The organism is Aquimarina acroporae, assembly GCF_023195925.1.
GTDB classification, from domain to species: Bacteria; Bacteroidota; Bacteroidia; order Flavobacteriales; family Flavobacteriaceae; genus Aquimarina; species Aquimarina acroporae.
Genome location: NZ_JALPRE010000001.1, coordinates 706579 through 732208, shown reverse-complemented (window position 1 = coordinate 732208; position 25630 = coordinate 706579). Strand labels below are relative to the sequence as shown.

The window sequence follows — 25630 nt, the reverse complement described above, 5'->3', positions numbered from 1 at the left end:
ATCAGAACTCTTATCTTTGGCCTAAATTTTGCTTGAATAAGAATATGAGTGAATCAGAAGAGTTTTATAAAAAATTAAGAGCACAATTAGCAGATACTGCACTTTGGCCAACAACTTATTTATATAAATTCATTGTTCCTACAGATCAATCTAAAATCGAACAAATCGAAAATATTTTTGATAATTTAGGGGCAGTAATTACCAAGAAACAGTCTAAAAATGGTAAATATACAAGTGTATCTATCAATGTTAGAATGAAAAATCCTGATCACGTCATCGAAAAATATCAGGAAGTAACAACAAAGGTTGAGGGAGTTATTTCTCTATAGAAATTAATAATATTTTTTTGAGTTTTACATCGATGTATCGCTTTAATTGTAGTTTATACTAAGCGATTTTATTTTACGTTTAAAATTAAGCATACTTATTTTATTTTAGTATTTTGCGAAACGAATTATTTTTTACTTCAAAAGAGAGGGAATAACTTCACTATTATTTTTTACATTTTATGGATATTAACAATTTAGAATATAACACCGAGCGTGAAAAGCTCATTATACCTGAATATGGTCGTCATCTTCAAAAGATGATTAATCATACAGTGACTATTGAAGACAGAGAAGAAAGAAATAAAGTTGCAAAGTCAATTATCGCAGTAATGGGTAATTTACAGCCTCATTTACGAGATGTGCCAGAGTTTCAGCATAAGCTTTGGGATCAACTATTTATAATGAGTGACTTTAAATTAGATGCAGACACGCCGTTTCCCGTACTTACAAAAGAAAAACTTCAGGAGCGACCAGAGCCTCTAGAATATCCACAAAATTTTCCGAAATACCGTTTTTATGGAAATAATATCAAACGAATGATTGATGTAGCCAACGGGTGGGAAGAAGGAGATCTTAAAACAGCACTTACGTATACGATTGCGAATCATATGAAAAAGTGCTATTTAAATTGGAACAAAGATACCGTGGAAGATAGTGTGATTTTTGATCATCTTTTTGAATTAAGTGATGGTAAAATAAACCTCAAAAATGGTTCAGAAGATCTTACAGATTCTTCAAATCTAATTAGAGGTAAGAAGAAAAAACACACCGGAGGTAGCAAAAAGAACTATCGAGGTAGAGGTAAAAAGCGTTACTAAAATTATACCAACCACAGCATTAACTAACCACAAACGATTAATAATTACATGGGTACTTTTCAAATAGAAGGGGGGCATCAGCTCAAAGGGGAAATAACCCCTCAAGGAGCCAAAAATGAAGCTCTTCAGATTCTTTGTGCGGTATTGTTAACACCTGAAAACGTTACAATTTCGAACATTCCTGATATTAGAGATGTAAATAAACTTATCGAAATTTTAAGAAATCTTGGAGTAAAAATCCAAAAGCTAGATAAAGGAACTTATTCTTTTAAAAGTGATGAATTAAACCTAGATTATTTAGAAAGCGAACAGTTTAAGAAGGAAGGAAGTGGTTTAAGAGGTTCCATCATGATTGTGGGGCCCTTATTGGCAAGATTCGGAAAAGGATATATTCCTCGCCCTGGAGGTGATAAAATTGGAAGAAGACGTTTAGATACACACTTCGAAGGTTTTATTAATCTTGGAGCTAAATTTAGATATAATAAAGAAGAAAGGTTTTACGGTGTTGAAGCTCCAGAAGGACTTACTGGAACTTATATGTTACTAGATGAGGCTTCGGTTACAGGAACGGCAAATATAGTTATGGCTGCAGTCCTGGCTAAAGGAACTACTACCATTTATAATGCGGCTTGTGAACCTTATTTACAGCAATTATGCAAGATGCTCAATTCTATGGGAGCGAAAATTGCGGGTGTAGGTTCTAATTTGTTAACAATCGAAGGTGTTGAATCTTTAGGTGGATGTGAACATAGAATTCTTCCTGATATGATTGAAATTGGTTCTTGGATTGGTTTAGCCGCGATGACCAAAAGTGAAATTACTATCAAAAATGTAAGTTGGGAAAATTTAGGGATTATACCGAATACTTTTAGGAAATTAGGAATTACTGTTGAGAAAAAGGGAGATGACATTTATATTCCAGCTCATACCAATGGTTATCAGATAGAAAGTTATATAGATGGCTCTTTTATGACAATTGCTGATGCGCCTTGGCCTGGATTTACACCAGACCTATTGAGTATTGTACTTGTTGTTGCTACTCAGGCAAGAGGTGAAGTAATGGTGCACCAAAAGATGTTTGAGAGTCGCTTGTTCTTTGTAGATAAACTTATTGATATGGGAGCAAAGATTATATTATGCGACCCTCATCGTGCTACGATTATTGGTCACGATTTTAAGTCTACTCTAAAAGCGACCACCATGGTTTCTCCTGATATTAGGGCTGGGATTTCATTGTTAATTGCAGCATTGAGCGCCAAAGGAACATCGACAATACATAATATAGAACAGATCGATAGAGGATATGAAGATATAGATGACCGCCTAAGGGCTATTGGAGCTAAAATTATAAGAACGGCGTAAGAAATCTATTTATATAAAAAATAAAAACCTCTCGTACTGGAGAGGTTTTTTTATGATCTAAGAATTCTTACTTTCTTTGTTGAATTTTTCTATGGTTTTAATAGAAATGGGAATAGAGTTTTTACGAATATCATCCCATTTAATTTTTAATCGTTTAATTTCATTTTCGACCTGTTTATTGTCATCGGTCTTGAATAATAACAAGAACTCAAGTTCTTTGCGAATAGCAGCATAATCATTGCCAGAATTATGGTATTGATTAGCAATTTCAGGAAGTTTTAAGAAAGCAAGAACACTGGTTAGAATAGTTGCGATAAGACTTATTAGTCCTGTTAACACTACCAATGTTCTGTCGGTGTTGTCTTGTCCCAAAGAGGCAAAAATACTGGATCCAACTATCGCCGATAAAACTGCTGATAATATACCAATATTTCTATGTTTTCTACGCGTAGACTCCGCCATAGATAAATGGCAAGTCAATAAAATTTGAGCATCTTCTATCCAATTTGTGATTAACTCTTCCTGTTCGTTGGTCATTAAATTTTATTATTTATTGTAGGTTTTAAAAGTAATCATTTTTGATCTTACCAAATATATCTTAATTGGATTAAAAATGGGTACTCAATTGGTTATTGAATATATGGCATTGTAAAATAGAAGGTAGATCCTTTGTCTTTTTTACTTTCTAGCCATATTTCACCCTGGAGCATTTCTACATAAGCCTTAGCTATAGATAAACCTATACCTGCACCTTCAAGGGCATATCGGTCTTCTAAATCTGCTTGAACAAACCTGTCAAATATCGCTTGTTGTCGGTTTTTAGGAATACCTATACCAGTATCTTTTACATAAAACTTAAGGAAGTCACCTTTCAATTTATACCCAAATTCAATTTTACCTTTATTGGTATATTTAATAGCATTTTTAACTAGGTTGGTAAGTACAGCATTAAATTTCTCTTTGTCAGTTTTAATAATGGCTTCAGAGTTTTTTAATCCGTTGTCCAAAATTAACTTGATATTTTTTTTATCGGTTTCTGGTTTGAAAAAATGTAATAGATATTCGGTTTCTTTATTTATGTCAACTTCATCTTCATAGACTTTAACTTGATTAGCTTCAATACGTGAAATGTCAATTATATCCTTAATTATATTCAACATTCTGGCTCCACTTTCTTTAATAAGATTTAAATATAGTTGTTGTTCATCTCCAGAAAGTTTGGGTTCCTTAAGAAGTTCTGCTAAACCTAGAATTCCATTCATAGGAGTTCGAATTTCGTGACTCATATTAGCCAAAAAGGCAGATTTTAACCGGTCGCTTTCTTCAGCCTTATCTTTAAGTTTATTGAGTTCAATTTCATACAACTTTATTTCAGTAATTTCGGTTATTGTTCCTACATAACCAATTACTTCTTGTTTGTCATTATATTCAGGTATTGCTTGTCCTAATACCCATGTGATCGAACCATCAGTTTTTTGAAATCTATACTCTGCATCAGAGCCTTCGCTGTTCCCTGAAGCGTCATACCACCCTTTTTTTAGTTTTTTTCTATCATCAGGATGCACTGCACTTAACCACCCGTCATTTAAGGCTTCTTCTTGAGATATACCAGATATACGACACCATTGAGGGTTTACAAATGTGGTTTTTCCATTGGCTTTAGTCATAAAAATTCCTACTGGAACCAGATTAGTTAGCGTGTGATATCTGCTTTCAGTAAGTTGGATAGCTTTTTCTGCAACTTCGAACTTTTGTTTATAGGTGAGCGAATGATATATGTCTTTAAAACTATGATGATTCGATTTGAAAGTTTCCTTTTCGAAATATTTTAGATAGATCGTAAAAATAATGGTGTAGAATATGCCCATGAATACCTTTGAAACTAAGCCCGAATACAAGATACGTTCTATATCCTCAAAGAACCAAAAAGATCCAATAGTAAAGAATATTGCATCAAAGCTTAGCACAATGGTCATGGTAATCAATATTCTAAAAAAAAGTTTGGAAATATGTTTCGAAATAAATTCGAAAATAAAAATGATAAGTATAGAATCAATAAACAAAATTCCTGTACCTACAAAAAGTACAAAAACATTAGTGTAAAAGAACTCTGTAGAAACATCGAAAGGATTATAACTATATGCCCCTTCTATATTTAGTCGAAAAGAAAGCAGCAGGAAACATAGAACAAGATTAGCAATTACAAGAGCATAAATTAATCTTCTGGTTGTTACAGCATCTTCTTTAATATAAGTTAGCAATACTGCAAAAAGGGTCCCTGCAAATAGTACCGACGATCCGGGGGATACTACCAAGGTTTCTGAAACTTCGAAGTACAATGTACTGGCAAAGAAAACCTGAATAAATTGGAAAAGCCCCATTGAGGCAAATAGCAACCCCATACCCATGGTTGTCCTAAGCCGAAATAGTAGTAGAATTAACGACGCTACTATAAGACCCTGCAACAGGAAAATTGATATTTGATAAAAGTTTATTGCATCCATAAAACCCAATATTAAATCGGATTGATTATTGGCTCTGTTTGATGAAGCATACACGTAATGTTTTATCTTTTTTTAAGCCCCTTAAAGCTACAAACAATAGTTAAATTATAATTACGGCAAAACCGTAATTATAGCATTACTCAAAAAAGTTGTTTATAAGAATAAGGTCAGATGTGTAAAATGATTATAATGAGTGGATAAGCGATTACTTTTTGTGATTTCCAAAATATTTTGTTCTTTCGTTGAAAACAGTAGTGTTCCTTTGGAAGAATTAAAAAAAACGATAAGATCTTATGCACATGTTAGCGACTCTGATATGGAGTTCGGCATGAAGTTTTATAAAAGGAAAACTTTTAAGAAAGGGGATTTTCTACTGAAACCCGGACAGTATATTGAGTATTTCTATTTTATGAAAAAAGGCTGTGTTTCTTACTACTCTATGGAAGAAGGGAAGGCCCAAGTAATGGAGTTCTTTACTGAAGGATCCTTTTTTACAGATTTATATGCTTACATACAAGAAATACCATCTGAGTCGTATATAGAAGCTCTAGAAGATATTACGGTATATGCTATTTCTAAAACAGATGTTCAAAAAGTGTTTGATCATTCTCACCAATTGGAACGTTTTGGAAGATTATCTATGCAAAGAACATTTGTAATTACTTTTCAGCGTATTAATCAATTAAGAAATCTTTCTAATCAGGAACGATACTTGGAACTACAAAAAAAAAGACCAGAACTGTTCCAACGAGTACCTCAATATCTTATTGCTTCATATTTAGGGTTAACTCCCGTAGGGCTGTCAAAAATACGTAAAAGACTAAGTAAGAGTTAGTTTTTGTAAAAATAGATGAGGGTGCTTTTTATCACTTTCTTTTCTAAAAGTTAAGAGAATCTAAAAAAATATATTTATTAAACTGGTTTAATGAGAATCTGTTAAATATTCACGAAATTTATTGTGTAATTCATACATAATATTGTAAAATAATACATTATGGCTTCACAATATATAGATTTCGATACGCTAAAATATTTTCTATACGACCTACACGAGTTAGACGAAGTAATTAAACAAGAACGTTTTACAGACCATGATAAAGAGTCTTTAGATATGTTCCTAAACTCGGTTAAAGAATTCTCAGATCGAGAGCTGTTTCCCTATTTTAAAGAAATGGATGAACAACCTGCCTATCATAAGGATGGAAAAGTCTTTGTGCATAAGCAGGTCGAAGTTATGATGAAAAAAGGAGGAGAAATGGGGCTGATTTCAGGAACTTTTGACTACGAAGCGGGAGGATTGCAGCTTCCAATGATGGTATATACGGCTTCAGCTTTTATTCAAGATGCGGCAAACAATCATTTACCTGGTTATGTAGGCTTAACTCTTGGTTCCGCAGAATTAATTATTCATTTCGGAAACAAAGAGCTTAACGATACATATGTACCTAATATGTTGTCTGGAGAGTGGGGAGGAACCATGTGTCTTACAGAACCGCAAGCGGGAAGTTCTTTGTCTGATGTAGTTACCAAAGCAGAACCAACCAATGATGGATATTATAAAATAACAGGACAAAAGATTTTTATTTCCGGAGGAGATCATCAGTATGCAGATAATTTTGTGCATCTGGTATTGGCTAGAATTGAGGGAGCTCCTGCAGGTACAAAAGGTATTTCACTATTCGTAGTTCCTAAAAAGAGATATAATGACAATGGTGAACTTATACCAAATGATGTAACTACCGTGGCCGATTTTCAAAAATTAGGACAACGTGGATATTGCACAACACACTTAGGGTTTGGGGATGCAGATGATTGTAGAGGATGGCTCGTAGGAGAAGCACATCAGGGTTTAAAATATATGTTTTTAATGATGAACGGAGCTAGAATAGCAGTAGGAAGAGGTGCTGCTGCAATAGCCACAGCGGCATATCATGCTTCGTTACAATATGCAAAAGAACGTCCACAGGGAAGAAAACTTACCAGTACCGGTAAGAAAGACCTAGATAAGAGCCAGACTTTAATTATTAATCATCCCGATGTACGAAGAATGCTACTTTTACAAAAAGTGGTTTCAGAAGGATCATTGAGTTTAGTACTTTTGGCATCTAAGTATTATGACCTTAAAGAAACGACAAAAGACCCAGCCGAGAAGGAAAAATATAGTCTTCTTTTAGAACTTATTATTCCTATGGTTAAGACATATCCTTCAGATGCAGGTGCATATTCAGTTTCAAATGGATTGCAAGTACTGGGAGGATATGGGTTCTGTGCAGATTATATACTCCAACAGTATTATCGGGATATTAGAATTTTTCCAATTTATGAAGGAACTACAGGAATTCAATCTTTAGATTTATTAGGTCGTAAAGTAGTCATGGAAAATGGAAAAGCTTTAGAATACTTGACCAATGAAGTGATGCAAACTATTCAAAACGCAACCAAATTTGATGATCTCAAGATATATGCAGGTAAATTGGGAGAAAAGCTAAAACTAGCACAAAAAGTTATTGTGTTTTTAACTGGTTTTGCACAAAAGGGCGATTTCGAAAAATTCCTAGCAGATGCTACACCGTTTATGGAGTTCTTGAGTAACATTACTATGGGCTGGATTTGGTTAGATATTGCAGTACATGCAAAGAACAGTTTAGTTACAGGACAGACAACCTACAGTGATACTTTTTACGAAAGTAAAATTCATGCGATGAAATTCTTCTTTAAGTATGAACTACCAAAAGTAAATGGTCTTGCTGAAATTTTATTGGACGAAGAATCCCTAACAACAGCCGGAGAAAAAGAAACATTTAATCTATAACATCAAAATATATTTCATGAGTATTAAACAATCGTTCAATCTTGAAGGAAAAGTTGCTATTGTCACTGGTTCAAGTAAGGGAATTGGTAAATCTATTGCTAAAGGACTTGCAGAACATGGTGCCACGGTGGTTATAAGTAGTAGAAGTCAGGAAGCTGTAGATGAAGTGGTTAAAGAATTTACCTCTGAAAATCTGAAAGCAATAGGTATCGCTTGTCATATTGGTAAAGCAGATCAAAGAGAACATTTAGTGCAGAAGACGATCGAAACCTTGGGAGGAATAGATATACTAATTAATAATGCAGCAATAAACCCCATTTACGGGCCACTTGAAGATGCAGAAGAGGCGGTTTTTGATAAAATTATGGATGTAAATGTAAAAGCCCCATGGATGTTGTCTAATGCGGTGTTGCCATCTATGAAAAATCGTGGAGGAGGAAGTATCATCAACATAGCTTCGGTAGAAGCATTACACCCGGGAGCTGGATTGGGTTTATATAGCACAAGTAAAGCAGCCTTGTTAATGTTGACAAAAAACCAAGCTAAAGAATGGGGGAAACATGGTATTCGTTCAAATGTTCTGTGTCCAGGATTGATTAAAACAAAGTTTAGCGCGGCTTTATGGCAAAATGAGCAGTTATTACAAAAAATTGAAAAAACACTGCCCTCTGCCCGCATGGGAATGCCAGATGAAATGGCAGGTATAGTTTGCTTATTAGCTTCAGATGCTGGTGCATATATGACCGGAGGAGTATATAATGCAGATGGAGGATATATGATTGCAGGATAATCTAATTTTTTTCCTGTAGAAAATTTTTAACAGATAATATATTATGAATTTCAATTACTCTGATAAAGTAATATCACTTCAAAGTAAGTTAAATGCTTTTTTTGAAGAACACATACTTCCTGTAGAAAAAGAGGTCACTTCTCATAATTATAACCCAGATAACCTATGGAAACGTTGGCCCGGTATGGAGGAGCTTAAAGAAAAAGCAAAGAATGCAGGCCTATGGAATTTGTTTTTGCCAAAGAGTTATGGAGATTTAAGTCCGGGACTTACCAATTTAGAATATGCCCCGTTAGCAGAAATTATGGGGAGAGTATTATGGTCGTCTGAGGTATTTAATTGCAACGCTCCCGATACAGGCAATATGGAGGTACTTGCAAAATATGGAACTCCTGAGCAGCAAAAACAATGGTTAGAACCTCTTATGAATGGGGATATTCGTTCTGCTTTTTTAATGACAGAACCTCAGGTAGCTTCTTCTGATGCTACTAATATCGAAACTTCGATTGTAAAAGATGGAGACGAATATGTGATAAATGGGCGTAAATGGTGGTCATCTGGAGGAATGGACCCTAATTGCAAAATCGCAATTGTTATGGGTAAAACCAATCCTGACGCATCGAGGTACCAACAGCAAAGTATGATTTTGGTACCTATGAATACTCCAGGTCTAAAAATCATTCGACCATTATCTGTTTTTGGGTTTTACGATTCACCAGAGGGACATGCAGAAATTGTATTGGATAATGTGCGTGTGCCTAAAGAAAATTTAATTCTAGGTGAAGGAAGAGGCTTCGAAATTGCCCAAGGTAGATTAGGCCCCGGGCGTATACATCATTGTATGCGTTTAATAGGCATGGCGCAACGATCTTTAGAGATAATGTCACAAAGGGCAGCAGAAAGAACAGCTTTCGGTAAAACATTTAAAGACTATAGTAGTATTAGACAAGAAATTGCAATATCGCAATGTGAAATAGAGCAGGCTAGACTACTTACTTTGTCAGCGGCCGATAAAATGGATAAAGAAGGGAATAAAACCTCAAAGGATCTTATCGCAATGATTAAGGTGGTGGCTCCAAATATGGCACTTAGAGTAATAGATAGAGCAATCCAAATTAACGGAGGAAAAGGTGTTGGGCCAGATACTCCCTTACCGCATTTCTTTGTAGCCGCAAGAATGCTTCGTTTGGCAGATGGCCCTGATGAGGTTCATATGTATCAACTTGGTAAGAGTACGATTGCCAAATATTCTAATTAAACTAGAACAGTAAGATAGCTCAAAATAAAATATACCTAAACAATGCAAAACGTTCGTAAAGGGGAAGAATTAGATGAAAAAAAATTAAAAGCCTTTCTTCAAAAAGAAGAGCTTATTGCAAATGCCCAAAGTGATTGGGAGGTAACTCAGTTTACCCATGGGTATTCTAATCTTACTTACCTCATACAAATAGAAAATAGAGAATATGTACTTCGACGCCCGCCTTTTGGTGCTATAAAACGCGGGCATGATATGGGACGCGAGTTTAAAGTGCAGTCTGCTATTCAAAAAGTTTTTCCAAAGGTTCCTATTATGTATGCTTATACAGAGGATCAAGATATTTTAGGATGTTCTTTTTATATTATGGAAAAAGTGAATGGAATAATTCTTAATGTAAAAGAGGCAAAAAGGAGAAATATACCAGCTCATGACTTTGAAACTATTGCAGATTCTTGGCTCGATACTTTTGTGGAACTTCATGACGTCAATTATACTGATGCAGGTTTAGCAGATTTGGGTAGGCCTCAAGGATATGTAGAACGACAGGTTTTAAATTGGGGGAAGCAATACCTAAAAGCTGCTACCGAAGATGTTCCAGCTGCAGAGAAAGTGATGAAATGGATGCAAGAACATCAACCTCAAGAATATAAGTACAGCCTGGTGCATAATGATTTTAAATACGATAATATTGTTTTTGAGGATGATAGTTGGAAAGAAGTAATTGCCGTGCTAGATTGGGAAATGTCTACTTTAGGAGATCCTTTAATGGACTTAGGAACGTCTTTAGGGTATTGGACCATGGCAAGTGATCATGCTTTTGTACAACAAGGAATACCCTCACCAACTATAATGGATGGTAATCCCGGCCGTAGCCGAATAGTGGAAATATATGCACAAAAAAGCGGACGAGAAATTAATCATATTGTGTTTTACTATGTTTTTGGTTTATTCAAGATCGCAGTTATTGCTCAACAGATTTATTATAGATATAACAAAGGATTAACTACAGACCCTCGTTTTGCACAATTGAATCAGGCGGCGGCTTTACTTTGCAATTTGGCCTTAAAAGCTATTCAAACCAATAAAATAGATTAACATAAATGAATTATATAACTACTACATATTTTTTAAACTATGACTCCCCTGAAATTCAGGAGTTGATAGAAGAATTCAAAACCAATAGCTTAACATTACAAGAAAAAGCTGTTGGATTGTATTATAAAGTGCGAGATCAATGGCGATATGATCCATATCAAATACATCTTACCAAAGAAGGATATAAAGCAAGTAACATTGCCAGAAAATCATTTGGCCATTGTGTAGATAAATCTATTCTTTTGATTGCTGGTCTTCGAGGGCTTGGTATACCGGCTAGAATACATTTGGCAAAAGTGAAAAATCACATTGCGGTAGAAAAACTTACAGAGAAATTTGGAACCAATGAGTTAACTCCTCATGGTATGGTGAATATTTATCTCAACGGAAAATGGGTAAAGGCTTCACCTGCTTTCAATAAAACTTTGTGCGAGAAATGTAATGTGGCTCCGTTAGAATTTGATGGAGAAGAAGATTCCATGTTTCAGGAATATGATAGTGCAGGGAATGTATTTATGGAATATCTCGAAGATTATGGGCATTTTGAAGATGTGCCATTTGATTTTATGATAGAGAATATGAAAACTCATTACCCAGAACTGGTAAGTATGTCTGAAGGATTAGATATAGTTAAAATATAATGAAAAGTATACTTTAAAAATCACAACATGAAAGAACAATTTATAGGGGTTACTCCAGAACAATTTCAGGATTTTAATCAATTGCCATTAGAAGGAACTTTCCAAATGGTGAACCTCCTAAAATTTAAAGTCCATGTTGAAGAAACCGGAACTTCTGGTGCAGAAGCATATACCGAATATATGAAAGCGGTTACTCCTTTTTTTCAAGAATCAAAAGCGAAAATTGTTTATATCGGGAAACCATTATTTACACTAATAGGCCCTCAAAATACTAAAGAATGGGATAAAATATTGATTGTTGAATATGCTAGTAAAGAAGCTTTCTTGAAAATGATTTCAAACCAAGGGTATCCCAAAGCGCTTAGAAGTAGAGCACTCGAAGATTCCAGATTAATTTTATGTACATCTTAAACCATCAAAAATATGCAAGTAGAAAATAAAATTGTTATAGTAACTGGGGCAGGCTCAGGAATTGGAGCGGCAACGGCTAAACATTTTGCCAAGCATAAAGCCAAAGTAGTTGTTTCTGATATTAAAGAAGAAAAAGCCCAGAAAACAGTGGATGAAATTGCCAAAGACGGGGGAGAAGCAATAGTTATTACAGCCAATGTTGCTAATTTTGAAGATGTTGAAAATTTAATATCACAAACGGTAGATAAGTTTGGTAGATTAGATGTTATTGTAAATAACGCCGGGATTGGCCCTAAGCATATGGCTCGAACAGGAGAATATACCCTCGAAGACTGGGACAGCGTGATTGCTGTAAATCAAACGGGAGTTTTTTACTGTATGAAAGTGGCACTTCAGCAAATGGAAAAACAAGGAGGCGGTAACATTGTTAATATTGCTTCTTTGGCCGGACTTAAAGCATCGTTGAATAATTTGTCATATTGTGCCAGTAAATTTGCTGTAGTTGGTATGACCAAATCTGCAGCCTTAGAGTATGCTACAAAGAATATTCGAATAAATGCAGTTTGTCCTGGGTATACAGAATCAGCATTACTAGATAAATTGTTATCTGTGAGGCCTGATATGGATAAACGATTGAAAAGTGTTATCCCTATGAAAAGATATGGGCAAGCAGAAGAAATTGCAGATGCTGTCGTGTGGTTGGCATCAGAAAACACAAAGTTTATTACCGGGCAAACAATCACCCTAGATGGAGGAACATCTCTTTAAAAAAACAAGATAAATACTACTTAAGATAAAAGCTGATATGAATAACAAACAAATTATATTTAAGAAAAGACCTGAAGGGCTTCCGGAAGCGGATACTTGGGAATTGCAATCTAACGAAATACCAGAACTTAAAGATGGGGAGGTTCTTATAGAGCAACAGTATATTTCTTTGGATCCTGCAATGCGTGGTTGGATGAATGAGGGGAAATCGTATATAGAACCTGTGCAAATCGATAATGTAATGAGAGCGGGTTCAGTGGGTAAAGTCATAAAATCCAATAATCATCCAAAGTATAAAGAAGGAGATTATCTTACTGGCTGGGGTGGAGTACAGCAATTTACCATTACAGATGGTAATAATTGGTATCAGGTAGACCCTAATTTGGCTCCGTTACCAATGTATATTGGAACATTGGGAATGCCGGGAATGACAGCCTATTTTGGAATTTTGGAAGTAGGAAAGATTAAAGAAGGAGATACAGTTCTCGTTTCTGGTGCAGCCGGTGCGGTTGGAAGTATCGTAGGGCAAATCGCTAAAATAAAAGGTTGTAAAGTTATAGGAATTGCAGGAGGAGCAGAAAAATGTAAATATATTGTTGAAGAGCTTGGTTTTGATGGAGCAATAGATTATAAATCTGAAACAATGAAAGATGCTTTAAAACGAGAATGCCCCAAAGGTATCGATGTGTACTTTGACAATGTTGGAGGTGCGATTCTTGATGCAGCTCTTTCCAGGTTAAGAATGCATGCTCGTATCGTAATTTGTGGTGCAATATCGCAGTACAATAATAAAAACGCAATAAAAGGTCCGAGCAATTATCTTTCTTTATTAGTAAATCGTGCCACTATGCAAGGTATGGTTGTGATGGATTATGCCAAAGATTACAGAAAAGCTGCTATGGAAATGGGTATGTGGATCGCTCAAGGGAAACTTAAAAGCAAAGAAGATATTTATGAAGGTATAGAGAATTTTCATGATACTTTTCTTCGATTATTTTCAGGAAACAAAATGGGTAAATTAGTATTAAAAGTTAGTGAGTCATAAGAAATGAAAGCAATAGTATGTAAACAATTTGGACCACCCTCATCCTTGTCCTTAGAAGATGTAGATAGTCCAAAACCAAATGAAAAGGAAGTAGTTGTAAGAGTAAAAGCTTGTGGCGTAAATTTTCCAGACACTCTTATTGTTCAAGGTCTGTATCAATTTAAACCCGAATTACCCTTTACACCTGGTAGTGATATCGCTGGAGTAGTAAAAGAGGTGGGTTCAAAAATTTCACATGTAAAACCGGGAGATGAAGTTTTTGGTTTTGTAATGCATGGAGGATATGCCGAAGAGGTGGTAGTGCCTGGTCATGCTTGTTTCCCAAAACCACCAGGGATGGAATTTCCCGTTGCAGCTTCTTTTATGATGGCCTATGGAACCTCATATCATGCCCTAAAAGATAGAGGACAACTTAAAGAAGGAGAAACATTATTGGTGCTTGGAGCTTCTGGTGGAGTAGGATTGGCAGCAGTAGAGTTGGGTAAGCTTATGGGAGCTACGGTTATTGCAGCAGCCTCTTCCGATGAGAAACTGGAATTATGTAAGCAGTATGGAGCCGATATGGTCATTAACTATACTGCCGAAAATCTTAAGGATAGAATAAAAGAACTTACCCATGGTAAAGGAGTAGATGTAGTGTATGACCCGGTAGGAGGAGACTATTCTGAACCTGCTATTCGGGGTATGGCTTGGGAAGGTAGATATCTTGTAGTAGGTTTTGCTGCGGGTAATATCCCTAAAATTCCCTTAAATCTGGCACTTCTCAAAGGATGTGCTATTGTTGGAGTGTTTTGGGGCAGTTTTGCGATGAAGACACCAGAGAAGAATTTACAAAATACCATGCAACTGATGCAGTGGTATGGAGCAGGTAAATTAAAACCGCATATTCATAAAATATATCCACTCAAATCGGCAAACGATGCCTTGGAAGATATAATGAATAGAAAGGTTAGAGGAAAAGCAGTTATAGATTGTTCCTAGTACCAGATATTAAAAAGATTATATGAACAAGATTACCTTTAATAACATTTTATGAGATTAGAAAATAAAATCGCGATAGTTACCGGAGGAGCAAGAGGAATTGGTAAGGCTATTTCTGAGCTCTTTGCACAAGAAGGTGCTTCTGTAATTATATGGGATCTACTCCCAGAAGGAGAAGAAACGGCAAAGAACATTGTTAATAATGGAGGCGTTGCCGAATTTGTTAAGATATCGGTAACCGATAAAAAAACTATAGAAGAAGCTGCAGAAAGAATTCGTTCAAAATATGGCAAAATTGATATTTTGATCAATAATGCGGGAATTACCAAAGATCGTACATTACATAAAATGAGTGAAGAAGAATGGGATGCTGTAATCGATGTAAACTTGAAAGGGGTATTTCTTTGTACTCAGGTGGTTTCCAAATATATGAAAGAAGCTGGTTATGGGCGAATAGTTTCTGCAGCTTCAAACGTAGGGTTAAGAGGTAATTTTGGGCAAACCAATTATTCTGCAACCAAAGCCGGAGTGATTGCCATGTCTAAGACTTGGACTATGGAATTGGGAAAATATGGCATTACAGCTAATGCACTAGCTCCAGGGTTTACGTTAACTGAAATGACAGAGCAGATCCCTAAAGAACATATAGATGGGATAAAATCTCAAATACCGTTAAGAAAAGCTGCTACACCCAAAGATATTGCATATGGTTATTTGTATCTGGCATCAGACGAAGCCTCTTACGTTTCAGGAATATGCTTGACCATAGATGGAGGAATCTCTAGATAGAATTTGATTTTATAAAATTGTAAACTAGCTATAACCACATATGAATCAGCTTATTTGTAAAGATTTTAGGGAGTTTAAAACTCATGAAGGAAAATCACTGCCAACTAGCGATTGGCTTGTGGTTACTCAAGATATGATAAATGCTTTTGCCGACGCAACAAAAGATTTTCAATGGATACATGTAGATGTAGAACGTGCAAAAAAGGAGTCCCCGTTTAAAAAGCCAATAGCACATGGCTTTATGTCTGTTTCTTTATTGTCAAAAATGCTTACAGATGTTATTGTTATTGAAAGTATGTCTATGGGTGTTAATTATGGCCTTAATAAAGTACGGTTTCCTCATCCAGTGCCTTCAGAAAGCCGATTGAGATTACATAGTACTTTAACTAAAATAGAAGAGTATACAGAAAAAGGATTAAAAGTCACATGTGAATGTAGTATAGAGATCGAAGGTATAGAAAAGCCAGCCTGCGTTGCAGAGTTTGTATCTCTTATGTTTGAAGTGTAAATCTAGATAGTGCCTTATCGAATTACAACGGTATTGCTATTATTCAACCCTTAGAATTTTTTCCATCTTTCTTCCTTTTGCAAGTTCATCTACCAATTTGTCTAGATATCGGGCTCGTTTTGTCAATGTATTATCGATTTCTTCTATACGATAACCACAAATCACACCTTTTATTAAATGCGCATTGGGATGAATCGTTGCTCTTTGAAAAAAAGTTTCAAAGGTTACTTTTTCCTCAATAAGCTCCTGTATTTTTTTCTCATCGAAACCGGTAAGCCATTCTATGACCTGAAATAATTCTTCTTTTGTTCTGCCTTTCTTTTCCACTTTATTTACATAATGAGGAAAAACCGAAGAAAATGTCATTTTTGCGATGCGTTCATTGTGTTCTGGAGTAGTTTTCATTGAGTAGTGTTTTAGGCATATGATACAAAAAGAATATATTTCCGAATAAACTTATTCACTAAGATAATTATATAACTTAAGTATTAGAATGAGAGTGTTAGGAAGATAGCTCTTTACATCAGACTATAAAAATAATCATTTTAAGTAGTATATTTATAATCTATGCAGCATAGGGAATTTTATTTAGAAACGGGAAAACATCAGATTTTTTATCAGTATTGGGTACCAAACGATTGTAAAGCCATGGTACTACTGGTGCATGGAATGGGAGAGCATTCATCAAGATATAAAGATTATGTTATACCAGAAATGCTTGCTAAGCATATAGGCGTACTTACTTATGATAACTATGGGCACGGGCAGAGTAGTGGTAAAAAAGGCCATTGCCCAAGTTATGAAGCACTTCTTGAGGTTATACATGAAATGCTAACGAAAACTAAAGAACTGTCTGAAGAAAGTCCTCTTTTTCTTTATGGGCATAGCATGGGGGGGAATCTTGTGTTGAATTATATACTTAAGAATAACCCAGAAATTGCTGGAGCAGTTTTAACAAGTCCGTTTTTGAGATTAGCGTTTGCGCCTCCTCGATGGAAAATGATAATGGGAAAACTTTTACAAAAAATAGTTCCTTCTGTTACTTTACCTTCTGGTTTAGATGTGAATGCCATTTCAAGACTTTCGGAGGAAGTCGAAAAATATAAAAATGATCCTTTGATTCATGATAAAATTAGTCCTAATTATTCTTTCCCAATTATAGATGCAGGGGCTTGGGCAATCGAAAATGCCTCAACCTTGAAAAAACCAATTCTGATAGTTCATGGTACCGAAGATAATATTATAGATTATAGAGGTTCTGAGGATTTTTCTAAAAACTCGTCTTTGACAGATTTAATTCTTGTAGAAGGAGGGTATCATGAATTACATAAAGATCTCGAAAAAGACAAAACGATACACCGTATAGTAAAATGGATACTTAATAAAACGTAGTTTGGATGGGCTTTGTTAGACTTTTGATTTAGTTGTTGATGAATAGTTGACAAAAATCCCAATTATATTTGGAATAAATCTAAATAAGAATTAGTTTCGCATCCGGAATATGGAATTGTTATACACCTCAAAATATTACGCTTCGTATCAATCTACTAAGGATAGATGTTTTTATATCGACTTTGGTCATAAAATGGTCAAGGTATCTTTTTGTCAGTTACTTAGTCTACGATATAAAGCAAAACAATTGTCTACTTCTCAGCATTTAGAGTATATGGTCAATCATAGCGATGTTACCTTATTAACTTTCTGTGATAAAGAGCATATGATTGTACTTGATACTTTACAGGTTTTAGATTTTACAGAATTAATTCAGGCCACATTTACCATGCTAGAATTAAATAATGTCCTGTCAACCGCCATATAGCTTAGATTTAGACTGGCTATAAATTACCCTTCACCTTCTTTTTACCGTTCTATTTTCCTTAATTTTATAGTAAATAAAAGATTACTATGGAAAATATTGCACGACAACAGATCAGTATCAATTTAGAAGTTATGGATATGCTAAATCAACAGATAGCTAAAGAGCAACATGCTTCTTCAGTGTATTTGGCAATGGCTTCCTGGTGTGATCAAAAAGGTTTAACAAGAAGTGCTTCCTTTTTCTACAATCAATCGGTTGAAGAAAGAGAACATATGATGAAAATTTTTAAATTTGTTAATGATAGTGGAGGTTCTGCATATTCTCCTGAAGTAGCAAATATTTCACATGAATATGCTTCATTAAAAGAGATTTTTCAATTAGCGCTTCAGCAAGAGATTTCGGTAACCCAATCAATATATAAGATCGTAGCAAAATGTCGGGCAGTAAATGATTTCGGCACAGAAAATTTTCTACAATGGTTCGTTGAAGAACAAATGGAAGAAGAACAAAGTATAAGAGATATTCTGGATATGATTGAGTTAATGGAAGACGCACCACTTAAATTAATAGACGAACGTATCCCAAAAGAGTAATCTTCTTCATCGTTAACTTCTATTGCATTAATGACTCTAATTCTTGGGTGTAGTCATATTGTAAATCTTCATGGAGTGTACTAAGTTTTTTCTGGATAGCTTTACATTCCCGTGACAATATAGTTTGTAAAACAGTATTTCTATTGATATACGGTTGAAAACCGGATAATTTTTGACAGAAGTGGAGTAGTAGCTCTACTTCTGTTTCTTTATTCTTTGAATAACGAATATACTTCTTAATACCTCGTAAAATTTTACGAACACTTTTCTTTATATAATGATACGATGAGGTGTTTATTTCTTCAAACTGCGCATCGACCTCGCTTTTTATACTCTCTATATAGGCTCCTTCATTTGCAGATTCGAATAGAAGGTAAGTTAATAGCTCTTTGTTCTCCTTCTTAAACCTGGAAAGTCGTAAACATAACTCTATAAGTTCTGTTGATGAGAGATGCCCTAATTCTATTTTAAGTTCTCTGGCCGTAGCTGTTTTCATGACTGCAATTTAGATAAAGAAACAGAAATCGTATACGACTCGTTAGTTTATATCTTAGGTTTTTATGGAAGAGGTACATGTGTTAACAATGTGAATTTGGTTATAACGTTTTGATTTTAAGTAGTTTTTCAATTCTTTTTTATGGTTTAAGAACATGAATTATTTTGATAAATAGAGTTATTAACATAGTTATCAACAACAAAAGTAGTATTTTTCGTACTTATATATAAAATTACTGTTGATAATATGAGTTATATCGTTATTATAATTGTTTTCAACAAATTATTAACAAATAATAAACAAATCATTTGGTATATTGTTAATAACTAGCTATTTTAGTATCAAATAACCTTAAATCACACGTCATGAATAATTTATTTTCCATTCTAGGGCTGAATTTTGTGAGCATTGTAAATTTTTTAAGAGAACTCCCTCAAGCTTCAAGCTATGCGATTCGTAAGTAATGATAGATTCCATAATATATGGGTTAGATATGTAATAAGCTTGTTTGCTGGAATTTGCAAGAACTATTAAAGTATTTTCCCCTTTTTGATTTTGCCCTAAAGCCCTTCATGCTCCCATTTGAAGGGTTGTTTTTTGTACAATACTGTAAAGGGTATACTAAGAGTTCATGGTGCGAAGAAGTATTGCCAATAGGGTATAATATAGTACCACATGATTTTGAGGTATGCCAAAGAAGTTAAGTCAATTTAACTTAAGCTATTTATGATATGGTACACAAGGCGTGCTGTAAGGCGTGCCGTACAATTATCAATATCATATGTTGGATTCATCTCTACCAGATCTACACTTACCAGTTTCTTAGACAAACATATTTTTTTTATGGTATCAAAAGCTATGTTTGCAGAAAAACCTAGAGGAGAGGGTGCGCTTACACCAGGAGCAATACTCGAAGTAAAACCATCAATATCTATGGTAAGGTAGATGAGATCTACTTTTTGGATAAAATTTAACACCATATCATAAACCTGTGTTTGATTCTCTTTTTCAAATTCATGGTTTTCAAGATAGGTCACATTAAAGGTTTCGGCAGTTTTGAATAGCTCTCTATTGTTAGACTCTTTTTGAATTCCCAGACATAAATAATTGATATCTCCATTCTCTTTAGCTATTTGGTAAAATGGAGTCCCAGAAGTCCCATTAGATGCTGGAGTTCTAAGGTCAAAATGAGCGTCGAGATTGATAATACCGATAGTTTGACCAGGAGAATAAGCTTTAATGCCATTGTAATGAGCATAGGCAAGATCATGACCACCTCCTAATACTATAGGGAAAAGACCCTGGTGCAATAATGTCGAGACACATTTTGAAGTGTCTTTTTGTGTTTCTTCTAGATTTCCATGTGGACAGGTTATATCACCAACATCATAAATCTTTATGGTGTTATCAAAATGATTAGAAAGTGGAGCAATCATCTTTCTAATGGCTTCAGGGCCTTTCGCGGTGCCTATTCTTCCTTGATTTCGTCTTACTCCTTCATCACAAGCATATCCCAGTAGTGCAAAATTAGTGTTCTCCTGATGTATTGAAAAACTATGGTTTAAATCAATGCATTGTATTTTTTCATGAAGATATAACTGCCGGTCTGATTTGCGACCTGCCCAAATAGTTGGGTTTGATTTATGATAATTTTTCATTTGTTTAAAAAATAGAATCAAGGATTGTATCTTCTACAAAATTGGGTAAAGTGACTTTTAGTTTTGGAGTACGCTCCATTTGTCTTTTGATGGCAAAAATAGCTTCTTTATTTCGTGCCCAACTTCTTCTGGAAATACCATTATTTACATCGTAGAATAACATGTTTTGTAGTTTTTCTGAAGCTTCAAAAGATCCATCGAGTAGCAATCCAAACCCACCATTAATGACTTCACCCCAGCCAACACCTCCTCCATTATGAATAGAAACCCAAGTTGCACCTCTAAAGCTATCACCAATTACATTATGAATAGCCATATCGGCGGTATATTTGCTTCCATCGTATATATTGCTGGTCTCTCTATATGGTGAGTCTGTGCCACTTACATCATGGTGATCCCTGCCTAATACAACGGGGGCAGATATTTTTCCAGATGCAATGGCTTCGTTAAATGCTTGCGCAATTTTAATTCTTCCTTCAGCATCTGCATAAAGAATCCTGGCTTGAGAACCCACAACAAGATTATTCTCTTGCGCATCTTTGATCCAGGAAATATTATCCTGCATTTGCTGTTCAATTTCCTTAGGAGCATCTTTTTTTATGGTTTCCATAATCTGTAAGGCAATCTGATCCGTGGTTTCAAGATCCTTTTTGTCTCCAGAGGTACAAACCCATCTGAAAGGGCCAAAACCATAATCAAAACACATAGGCCCTAAGATATCTTGTACATATGACGGATATTTAAAGTCAATATTATTTGAAGCTATAACATCTGCACCTGCTCTTGATGCTTCTAAAAGAAAAGCATTTCCGTAATCGAAGAAATACGTTCCTCGGGCGGTATGTTTGTTAATGATAGCAGCGTGTTTCCTAAGTGATTCTTGCACTTTGGTTTTGAACAAGTCAGGATTTTGGCTAAGCATGGTATTTGATTCTTCATAGCTTAAGCCTACAGGATAATACCCTCCCGACCACGGATTGTGTAGCGAGGTTTGATCTGAACCTAAAGTTACATGAATATTAGAGTCATAGAATTTTTCCCAAACATCAACAATGTTTCCTTCAAAGGCAATAGATACAACTTCTTTTTGGTCTATTGCTTTTTGCACTCTTAGGACAAGGTTCTCCAGGTTATCTAGTATTTCGTCTACCCATCCTTGTTCATGACGTTTACGAGCTGCATGTGGATTTACCTCGGCGCAAACTGTGATACATCCAGCGATATTTCCGGCTTTGGGTTGAGCACCACTCATGCCTCCCAAACCGGCAGTTAAAAATATCTTTCCTGCTGGAGATTCATCGGGTGGTAATGATTTACGAAATGCATTCATTACAGTGATCGTAGTGCCATGTACGATACCCTGCGGGCCAATATACATGTAACTACCGGCAGTCATTTGTCCATATTGAGTAACGCCCAAAGCATTGTATTTTTCCCAATCATTTGGTGTAGAATGATTAGGAATCATCATACCATTGGTAACGATTACTCTTGGAGCATCTTTAGACGAAGGAAATAGCCCCATAGGATGCCCAGAATACATATGCAATGTTTGTTCCTGGTTCATGGTTGCCAAGTACTGCATAGTAAGTAAATATTGCGCCCAATTTTGAAATACAGCTCCATTACCTCCATAGGTTATCAATTCATACGGATGCTGAGCAACTGAAGGGTCCAAATTGTTTTGAATCATTAGCATGATACCTGCGGCTTGCGTTGTAATGGCTGGATATTCCAGAATAGGTCTAGCATACATTTCATAATCTGGCATAAATCGGTACATATAAATTCTACCGTATTCCTCAAGTTCATGCAAAAATTCAATTGCAAGTTCTTTATGCCATTTTTTTGGGAAGTAACGTAAAGCATTTTTAATAGCTAGTTTCTTTTCTGCAGCAGATAGTATTTGTTTGCGTTTAGGAGCTCTACTGATTTCTGAATTTAGTTTTCTTTTTGCAGGTAGCTCTTTAGGTATTCCTTGTAATATGTTTTCTTGAAATGTCATGATCTTTTAGTTGTGGTCGGTATATACAATATCTCCTCGTTTCCATACTTGAGATGGAACTAATTTTCCTTGATGATAGAAGATTTCATTATAATGATCTGTTTGAAATAGGTTGAAATCTGCTAATGTTTCTGGGATTAACTTTCCTCTATCTTGTAAGTTCAAGGCTGCTGCAGCTCTTGAAGTAATTCCCGCTAAAACCTCGGCATTGCTCAATTTTTCGAATGTTCCTATAATAGTAGCTTGAGTGAGTAAATCTCCCATTGGAGCAGATCCTGGGTTCCAGTCACTAGCAATAGCAAGTGCTCCTCCGGCATCTAATATTTTTCTGGCAGGAGTAAAATCGCAACCAAGTCCAATAGAAGCACCAGGCAACGCAACAGCAATTACATTACTTTTTGCAAGCATTTCAATTTCATTGGCTGTGCTAGCTTCGAGATGATCGGCACTAATGGCACTAACCTGAACTGCAACTTCGCTACCACCAACGCTAAATTGATCGGCATGCACAGTGATGTCAAATCCCATTGCTTTAGCTTTGTTAAAATATGGGTATATATCTTCGGGTGTAAATGCACTCTTTTCTATAAAAGCATCAATTCTATTTGTAAGATTCTCTTCTTTCAAAATAGGAAAAAGTGTATAGCTTATATGATCCAGATACGTTTTATGATCTCCATCAAAATCTTTAGGGAGCATATGACCGGCCAGACATGTGGAAATTAAATCCGCTTCAGTCCTTGGATTAGCATTTTTTATAGCTCTCAGCATTTTTAATTCCTCTTGGACGGATAGACCGTATCCACTTTTAACTTCTATAGTGGTAATCCCTTGTCTAAGGAGTGTGTTAGCTCTTTTAATAACACCGTGGCAAAGCTCGTATTGTTCTGCTTTTCGAGTTTGAGTTACCGTGTCCCATATTCCGCCTCCAGCTTCGGCAATTTCCAAATAAGATCTTCCCGAATTTCTCATCGCATAATCTCTAGCTCTTGTTCCCGAAAAACATAGGTGAGTATGTGCATCAATAAAACCAGGTGTACCTATATAATTGCCTTGTAGTTCTATAATTTGGGCAGATAGTGCTTCAGCTTTTTCTTTTAAATCTGAAAAGCTTCCCACATCAAGTATTCTTTCGTTTTTAATAAGAATTCCCGCTTGCTCAATGATCAACAACTCGTCGTCTTTTATAGCTCCTTTTACCTTAGATTTTTCCATGGTAAGTAGTTGTTTTATAGGACCTATGAGTTTATATTTTTCCATTACATTTTTAATTTTATTCCTATTACTCTTAATATACTTCAAATTCTGCAGAAAACTCTGTGGTCAATGATACATTTTCCCTTTCGCTTGTAGTATTGGAAATTCTAATAATGGTTTGATTTTTAATGATTTCAATTCCTTTTTCAATGTCTTCTGAGAAAACACGATCTTTATCTGCAAAGGATACATATTTGCGTATTTCTTTATGAATTTCGTCAAGAATAATCCCAGATTTAAGAGGTTTTCTAAATTCAAAAGCCTGGGCAGCTGTTAATAATTCTATAGCTAGAATTTTTTCCAGATTTTTAATGACTTTAAGGGCCTTTCGGCCTCCAATAGATCCCATGCTTACGTGATCTTCTTGTCCCAACGAGGTTGGGATGCTATCTGCACTTGAAGGAAAACATAATCCTTTATTCTCGCTTGCAAGAGCTGCGGTGGTATATTGTAAGATCATATATCCAGAATTGATACCGGTATCCTCCATTAAAAGTTTTGGCACCCCGGGTGAATTTCCCTCAAGTGCTAAATAAATACGTCTGTCTGAAATGTTTCCTAACTCTGAAGCGGCAAGACAAGCATAATCAATTGCCATTGCAAGAGGTTGTCCATGAAAGCTGCCTCCACTTATTGTAAGTTTATCATCAATAATTATTGGGTTGTCGGTAACAGAATTGAGTTCTATTTCCAATAACTCTTTGAGATGTAACCAGGCATTTCTGGAAGCCCCATGCACTTGCGGGATACAACGCAACGAATACGGATCTTGAACCCGGTCACAATCAATATGGTCTTCCATGATTTCTGAACCTTTCAGTAATGATTTTACTTTACTAGCCACATGAATATTCCCTTTGAATGGCCTTAATTGATGTAATTCATTGTAAAATGGTTTTATTGAGCCTTGAAGTCCTTCTATCATCATGGCACCAATAATATCTGCTTGTGAAAGACAATTATAGAGTTTAGAGACAATTTGAACAGCATGTGCCGCGATAAATTGCGTTCCATTAATAAGGGCTAAGCCTTCTTTTGGACCTAAGGGTGTAGGTTGTTTATTTGTGATTTTAAATACCTCTTGAGTAGACATAACTTCTCCTTTATATTCAACCTTTCCTAAACCTATGAGCGGCAGGAATAGATGTGATAAAGGAGCCAGATCACCCGAAGCTCCAACAGAACCTTGACTAGGTACGACAGGTATGATATTATTATCGATATGCCATAATATTCTGTCTAAAGTACTTTCAGCAATGCCCGAGAACCCTTTAGATAAAGAATGAACTTTTAAAATTAGCATGAGTTTAGCAATTTCGGTATCAATAGGTTTTCCAACACCCACGCTATGACTCTGTAAGATATTGTCTTGAAGTATACTTGTTTCTTCTTTCGAAATTTTGGTAGTACATAGAGGGCCAAAACCTGTATTAATACCATATACTGGATGTCCTTTTTCGACAATTTTGCTGACAACTTGTTGACTGTTGCGGATATTTTCTCTTGCAGTTTTAGAAATTATCGCTTTTCTCTCCCCTTGAGCAATTTGTAATGAAATTCCTGCAGTGAGATGATCTTCTCCGTATAGAAAGTCTTTGTGTTTAGACATTGATTCATCATTATGATTTGTATTTACTAAAGTAATGGTTATCTTTAATAATTAGAAATACTATTTAAATTAATAATTAATA

The 25630-nt window shown here is 35.4% G+C and carries 26 protein-coding genes; 18 read left to right on the top strand and 8 right to left on the bottom strand.

Annotated features, from left to right (window positions below):
* The first annotated feature begins 44 nt into the window (after positions 1–44).
* The 3 genes from M0D21_RS03640 (at position 45) to murA (ending at position 2509) form a co-directional block, all read left to right on the top strand.
* Positions 45–329, top strand: coding sequence for a DUF493 family protein (locus M0D21_RS03640; RefSeq protein WP_248327012.1), 285 nt, complete (start codon positions 45–47; stop codon positions 327–329).
* Between the two features lie 179 nt (positions 330–508).
* Entirely contained in the window at positions 509–1147 is a 639-nt protein-coding gene (locus M0D21_RS03635; RefSeq protein ID WP_248327010.1) for a DUF4290 domain-containing protein, read from the top strand.
* Positions 1148–1195: 48 nt separating this feature from the next.
* Entirely contained in the window at positions 1196–2509 is a 1314-nt protein-coding gene (murA, locus tag M0D21_RS03630) for a UDP-N-acetylglucosamine 1-carboxyvinyltransferase (protein ID WP_248327008.1), read from the top strand.
* Between the two features lie 57 nt (positions 2510–2566).
* Here murA and M0D21_RS03625 read toward each other — a convergent pair whose 3' ends face one another.
* Positions 2567–3046, bottom strand: coding sequence for an SLATT domain-containing protein (locus tag M0D21_RS03625; protein ID WP_248327006.1), 480 nt, complete (start codon positions 3044–3046; stop codon positions 2567–2569).
* Between the two features lie 92 nt (positions 3047–3138).
* Positions 3139–5013 carry a PAS domain-containing sensor histidine kinase gene (locus M0D21_RS03620; protein ID WP_248327004.1) on the bottom strand — a complete coding sequence of 625 codons (1875 nt, stop codon included), beginning with the start codon at positions 5011–5013 and terminating at the stop codon, positions 3139–3141.
* Between the two features lie 193 nt (positions 5014–5206).
* Between M0D21_RS03620 and M0D21_RS03615 the strand changes: the two genes are divergently transcribed.
* The 12 genes from M0D21_RS03615 to M0D21_RS03560 all read left to right on the top strand — a co-directional run bounded on the left by M0D21_RS03615 (position 5207) and on the right by M0D21_RS03560 (position 16111).
* Positions 5207–5848, top strand: a complete 642-nt coding sequence (locus M0D21_RS03615) for a Crp/Fnr family transcriptional regulator (RefSeq protein ID WP_248327002.1) — start codon at positions 5207–5209, stop codon at positions 5846–5848.
* A gap of 159 nt (positions 5849–6007) precedes the next feature.
* The gene (locus tag M0D21_RS03610; RefSeq protein ID WP_248327000.1) at positions 6008–7825 is read left to right on the top strand and encodes an acyl-CoA dehydrogenase; all 1818 of its coding nucleotides are present in this window, start codon (positions 6008–6010) and stop codon (positions 7823–7825) included.
* Positions 7826–7841: 16 nt separating this feature from the next.
* Complete coding sequence (locus M0D21_RS03605) at positions 7842–8615, top strand: SDR family NAD(P)-dependent oxidoreductase (RefSeq protein WP_248326998.1); 774 nt, start codon at positions 7842–7844, stop codon at positions 8613–8615.
* A gap of 43 nt (positions 8616–8658) precedes the next feature.
* Positions 8659–9873: an acyl-CoA dehydrogenase family protein gene (locus M0D21_RS03600; RefSeq protein WP_248326996.1), complete on the top strand. Its 1215-nt coding sequence runs from the start codon at positions 8659–8661 to the stop codon at positions 9871–9873.
* A gap of 42 nt (positions 9874–9915) precedes the next feature.
* Entirely contained in the window at positions 9916–10968 is a 1053-nt protein-coding gene (locus M0D21_RS03595; protein ID WP_248326994.1) for a phosphotransferase family protein, read from the top strand.
* 5 nt (positions 10969–10973) lie between these two features.
* Positions 10974–11609 (top strand): transglutaminase-like domain-containing protein, encoded by a 636-nt coding sequence (locus M0D21_RS03590; RefSeq protein WP_248326992.1) that lies wholly within the window; start codon positions 10974–10976, stop codon positions 11607–11609.
* Positions 11610–11636: 27 nt separating this feature from the next.
* Complete coding sequence (locus M0D21_RS03585) at positions 11637–12020, top strand: DUF1330 domain-containing protein (RefSeq protein WP_248326990.1); 384 nt, start codon at positions 11637–11639, stop codon at positions 12018–12020.
* Between the two features lie 12 nt (positions 12021–12032).
* Positions 12033–12788 carry an SDR family NAD(P)-dependent oxidoreductase gene (locus tag M0D21_RS03580; protein WP_248326988.1) on the top strand — a complete coding sequence of 252 codons (756 nt, stop codon included), beginning with the start codon at positions 12033–12035 and terminating at the stop codon, positions 12786–12788.
* 37 nt (positions 12789–12825) lie between these two features.
* On the top strand, positions 12826–13833 hold the full coding sequence (locus M0D21_RS03575; protein ID WP_248326986.1) for an NADP-dependent oxidoreductase: 1008 nt from the start codon (positions 12826–12828) through the stop codon (positions 13831–13833).
* Positions 13834–13836: 3 nt separating this feature from the next.
* Complete coding sequence (locus M0D21_RS03570) at positions 13837–14814, top strand: NADPH:quinone oxidoreductase family protein (protein ID WP_248326985.1); 978 nt, start codon at positions 13837–13839, stop codon at positions 14812–14814.
* Positions 14815–14865: 51 nt separating this feature from the next.
* A complete protein-coding gene (gene fabG, locus M0D21_RS03565) occupies positions 14866–15603 on the top strand; it encodes a 3-oxoacyl-ACP reductase FabG (protein WP_248326983.1) in 738 nt (245 codons plus the stop codon).
* 40 nt (positions 15604–15643) lie between these two features.
* Positions 15644–16111, top strand: a complete 468-nt coding sequence (locus M0D21_RS03560) for a MaoC family dehydratase (protein ID WP_248326981.1) — start codon at positions 15644–15646, stop codon at positions 16109–16111.
* Positions 16112–16150: 39 nt separating this feature from the next.
* Here the strand turns inward: M0D21_RS03560 and M0D21_RS03555 are convergent, their stop codons facing one another.
* Entirely contained in the window at positions 16151–16516 is a 366-nt protein-coding gene (locus M0D21_RS03555) for a DUF2200 domain-containing protein (RefSeq protein ID WP_248326979.1), read from the bottom strand.
* Positions 16517–16678: 162 nt separating this feature from the next.
* Here M0D21_RS03555 and M0D21_RS03550 point away from each other — a divergent pair, with 162 nt between their 5' ends.
* The 3 genes from M0D21_RS03550 to M0D21_RS03540 all read left to right on the top strand — a co-directional run bounded on the left by M0D21_RS03550 (position 16679) and on the right by M0D21_RS03540 (position 18523).
* Positions 16679–17503, top strand: coding sequence for an alpha/beta hydrolase (locus tag M0D21_RS03550; protein ID WP_248326978.1), 825 nt, complete (start codon positions 16679–16681; stop codon positions 17501–17503).
* Positions 17504–17612: 109 nt separating this feature from the next.
* Positions 17613–17930, top strand: a complete 318-nt coding sequence (locus M0D21_RS03545; protein ID WP_248326976.1) for a hypothetical protein — start codon at positions 17613–17615, stop codon at positions 17928–17930.
* An 86-nt stretch (positions 17931–18016) separates the two neighbouring features.
* Positions 18017–18523 carry a ferritin gene (locus tag M0D21_RS03540; protein ID WP_248326974.1) on the top strand — a complete coding sequence of 169 codons (507 nt, stop codon included), beginning with the start codon at positions 18017–18019 and terminating at the stop codon, positions 18521–18523.
* 19 nt (positions 18524–18542) lie between these two features.
* Here M0D21_RS03540 and M0D21_RS03535 read toward each other — a convergent pair whose 3' ends face one another.
* The 5 genes from M0D21_RS03535 to hutH all read right to left on the bottom strand — a co-directional run bounded on the left by M0D21_RS03535 (position 18543) and on the right by hutH (position 25548).
* Positions 18543–19019, bottom strand: coding sequence for a hypothetical protein (locus M0D21_RS03535; protein ID WP_248326972.1), 477 nt, complete (start codon positions 19017–19019; stop codon positions 18543–18545).
* 710 nt (positions 19020–19729) lie between these two features.
* Positions 19730–20677, bottom strand: coding sequence for a formimidoylglutamase (hutG, locus tag M0D21_RS03530; protein WP_248326970.1), 948 nt, complete (start codon positions 20675–20677; stop codon positions 19730–19732).
* A 4-nt stretch (positions 20678–20681) separates the two neighbouring features.
* Positions 20682–22682, bottom strand: a complete 2001-nt coding sequence (locus M0D21_RS03525; protein ID WP_248326968.1) for a urocanate hydratase — start codon at positions 22680–22682, stop codon at positions 20682–20684.
* 6 nt (positions 22683–22688) lie between these two features.
* A complete protein-coding gene (gene hutI, locus M0D21_RS03520; RefSeq protein ID WP_248326966.1) occupies positions 22689–23942 on the bottom strand; it encodes an imidazolonepropionase in 1254 nt (417 codons plus the stop codon).
* Between the two features lie 28 nt (positions 23943–23970).
* Positions 23971–25548 carry a histidine ammonia-lyase gene (gene hutH, locus M0D21_RS03515; protein ID WP_248326964.1) on the bottom strand — a complete coding sequence of 526 codons (1578 nt, stop codon included), beginning with the start codon at positions 25546–25548 and terminating at the stop codon, positions 23971–23973.
* Between the last annotated feature and the right edge of the window lie 82 nt (positions 25549–25630).

What these genes read in the sequence shown, in the direction of transcription:
- M0D21_RS03640 (WP_248327012.1), top strand. Translation starts at nt 45, where the DNA reads ATGAGTGAATCAGAAGAGTTTTATAAAAAATTAAGAGCACAATTAGCA.
- M0D21_RS03635 (WP_248327010.1), top strand. Translation starts at nt 509, where the DNA reads ATGGATATTAACAATTTAGAATATAACACCGAGCGTGAAAAGCTCATT.
- murA (WP_248327008.1), top strand. Translation starts at nt 1,196, where the DNA reads ATGGGTACTTTTCAAATAGAAGGGGGGCATCAGCTCAAAGGGGAAATA.
- M0D21_RS03625 (WP_248327006.1), bottom strand. Translation starts at nt 3,046, where the DNA reads ATGACCAACGAACAGGAAGAGTTAATCACAAATTGGATAGAAGATGCT.
- M0D21_RS03620 (WP_248327004.1), bottom strand. Translation starts at nt 5,013, where the DNA reads ATGGATGCAATAAACTTTTATCAAATATCAATTTTCCTGTTGCAGGGT.
- M0D21_RS03610 (WP_248327000.1), top strand. Translation starts at nt 6,008, where the DNA reads ATGGCTTCACAATATATAGATTTCGATACGCTAAAATATTTTCTATAC.
- M0D21_RS03605 (WP_248326998.1), top strand. Translation starts at nt 7,842, where the DNA reads ATGAGTATTAAACAATCGTTCAATCTTGAAGGAAAAGTTGCTATTGTC.
- M0D21_RS03600 (WP_248326996.1), top strand. Translation starts at nt 8,659, where the DNA reads ATGAATTTCAATTACTCTGATAAAGTAATATCACTTCAAAGTAAGTTA.
- M0D21_RS03595 (WP_248326994.1), top strand. Translation starts at nt 9,916, where the DNA reads ATGCAAAACGTTCGTAAAGGGGAAGAATTAGATGAAAAAAAATTAAAA.
- M0D21_RS03590 (WP_248326992.1), top strand. Translation starts at nt 10,974, where the DNA reads ATGAATTATATAACTACTACATATTTTTTAAACTATGACTCCCCTGAA.
- M0D21_RS03585 (WP_248326990.1), top strand. Translation starts at nt 11,637, where the DNA reads ATGAAAGAACAATTTATAGGGGTTACTCCAGAACAATTTCAGGATTTT.
- M0D21_RS03580 (WP_248326988.1), top strand. Translation starts at nt 12,033, where the DNA reads ATGCAAGTAGAAAATAAAATTGTTATAGTAACTGGGGCAGGCTCAGGA.
- M0D21_RS03575 (WP_248326986.1), top strand. Translation starts at nt 12,826, where the DNA reads ATGAATAACAAACAAATTATATTTAAGAAAAGACCTGAAGGGCTTCCG.
- M0D21_RS03570 (WP_248326985.1), top strand. Translation starts at nt 13,837, where the DNA reads ATGAAAGCAATAGTATGTAAACAATTTGGACCACCCTCATCCTTGTCC.
- fabG (WP_248326983.1), top strand. Translation starts at nt 14,866, where the DNA reads ATGAGATTAGAAAATAAAATCGCGATAGTTACCGGAGGAGCAAGAGGA.
- M0D21_RS03560 (WP_248326981.1), top strand. Translation starts at nt 15,644, where the DNA reads ATGAATCAGCTTATTTGTAAAGATTTTAGGGAGTTTAAAACTCATGAA.
- M0D21_RS03555 (WP_248326979.1), bottom strand. Translation starts at nt 16,516, where the DNA reads ATGAAAACTACTCCAGAACACAATGAACGCATCGCAAAAATGACATTT.
- M0D21_RS03550 (WP_248326978.1), top strand. Translation starts at nt 16,679, where the DNA reads ATGCAGCATAGGGAATTTTATTTAGAAACGGGAAAACATCAGATTTTT.
- M0D21_RS03545 (WP_248326976.1), top strand. Translation starts at nt 17,613, where the DNA reads ATGGAATTGTTATACACCTCAAAATATTACGCTTCGTATCAATCTACT.
- M0D21_RS03540 (WP_248326974.1), top strand. Translation starts at nt 18,017, where the DNA reads ATGGAAAATATTGCACGACAACAGATCAGTATCAATTTAGAAGTTATG.
- M0D21_RS03535 (WP_248326972.1), bottom strand. Translation starts at nt 19,019, where the DNA reads ATGAAAACAGCTACGGCCAGAGAACTTAAAATAGAATTAGGGCATCTC.
- hutG (WP_248326970.1), bottom strand. Translation starts at nt 20,677, where the DNA reads ATGAAAAATTATCATAAATCAAACCCAACTATTTGGGCAGGTCGCAAA.
- M0D21_RS03525 (WP_248326968.1), bottom strand. Translation starts at nt 22,682, where the DNA reads ATGACATTTCAAGAAAACATATTACAAGGAATACCTAAAGAGCTACCT.
- hutI (WP_248326966.1), bottom strand. Translation starts at nt 23,942, where the DNA reads ATGGAAAAATATAAACTCATAGGTCCTATAAAACAACTACTTACCATG.
- hutH (WP_248326964.1), bottom strand. Translation starts at nt 25,548, where the DNA reads ATGTCTAAACACAAAGACTTTCTATACGGAGAAGATCATCTCACTGCA.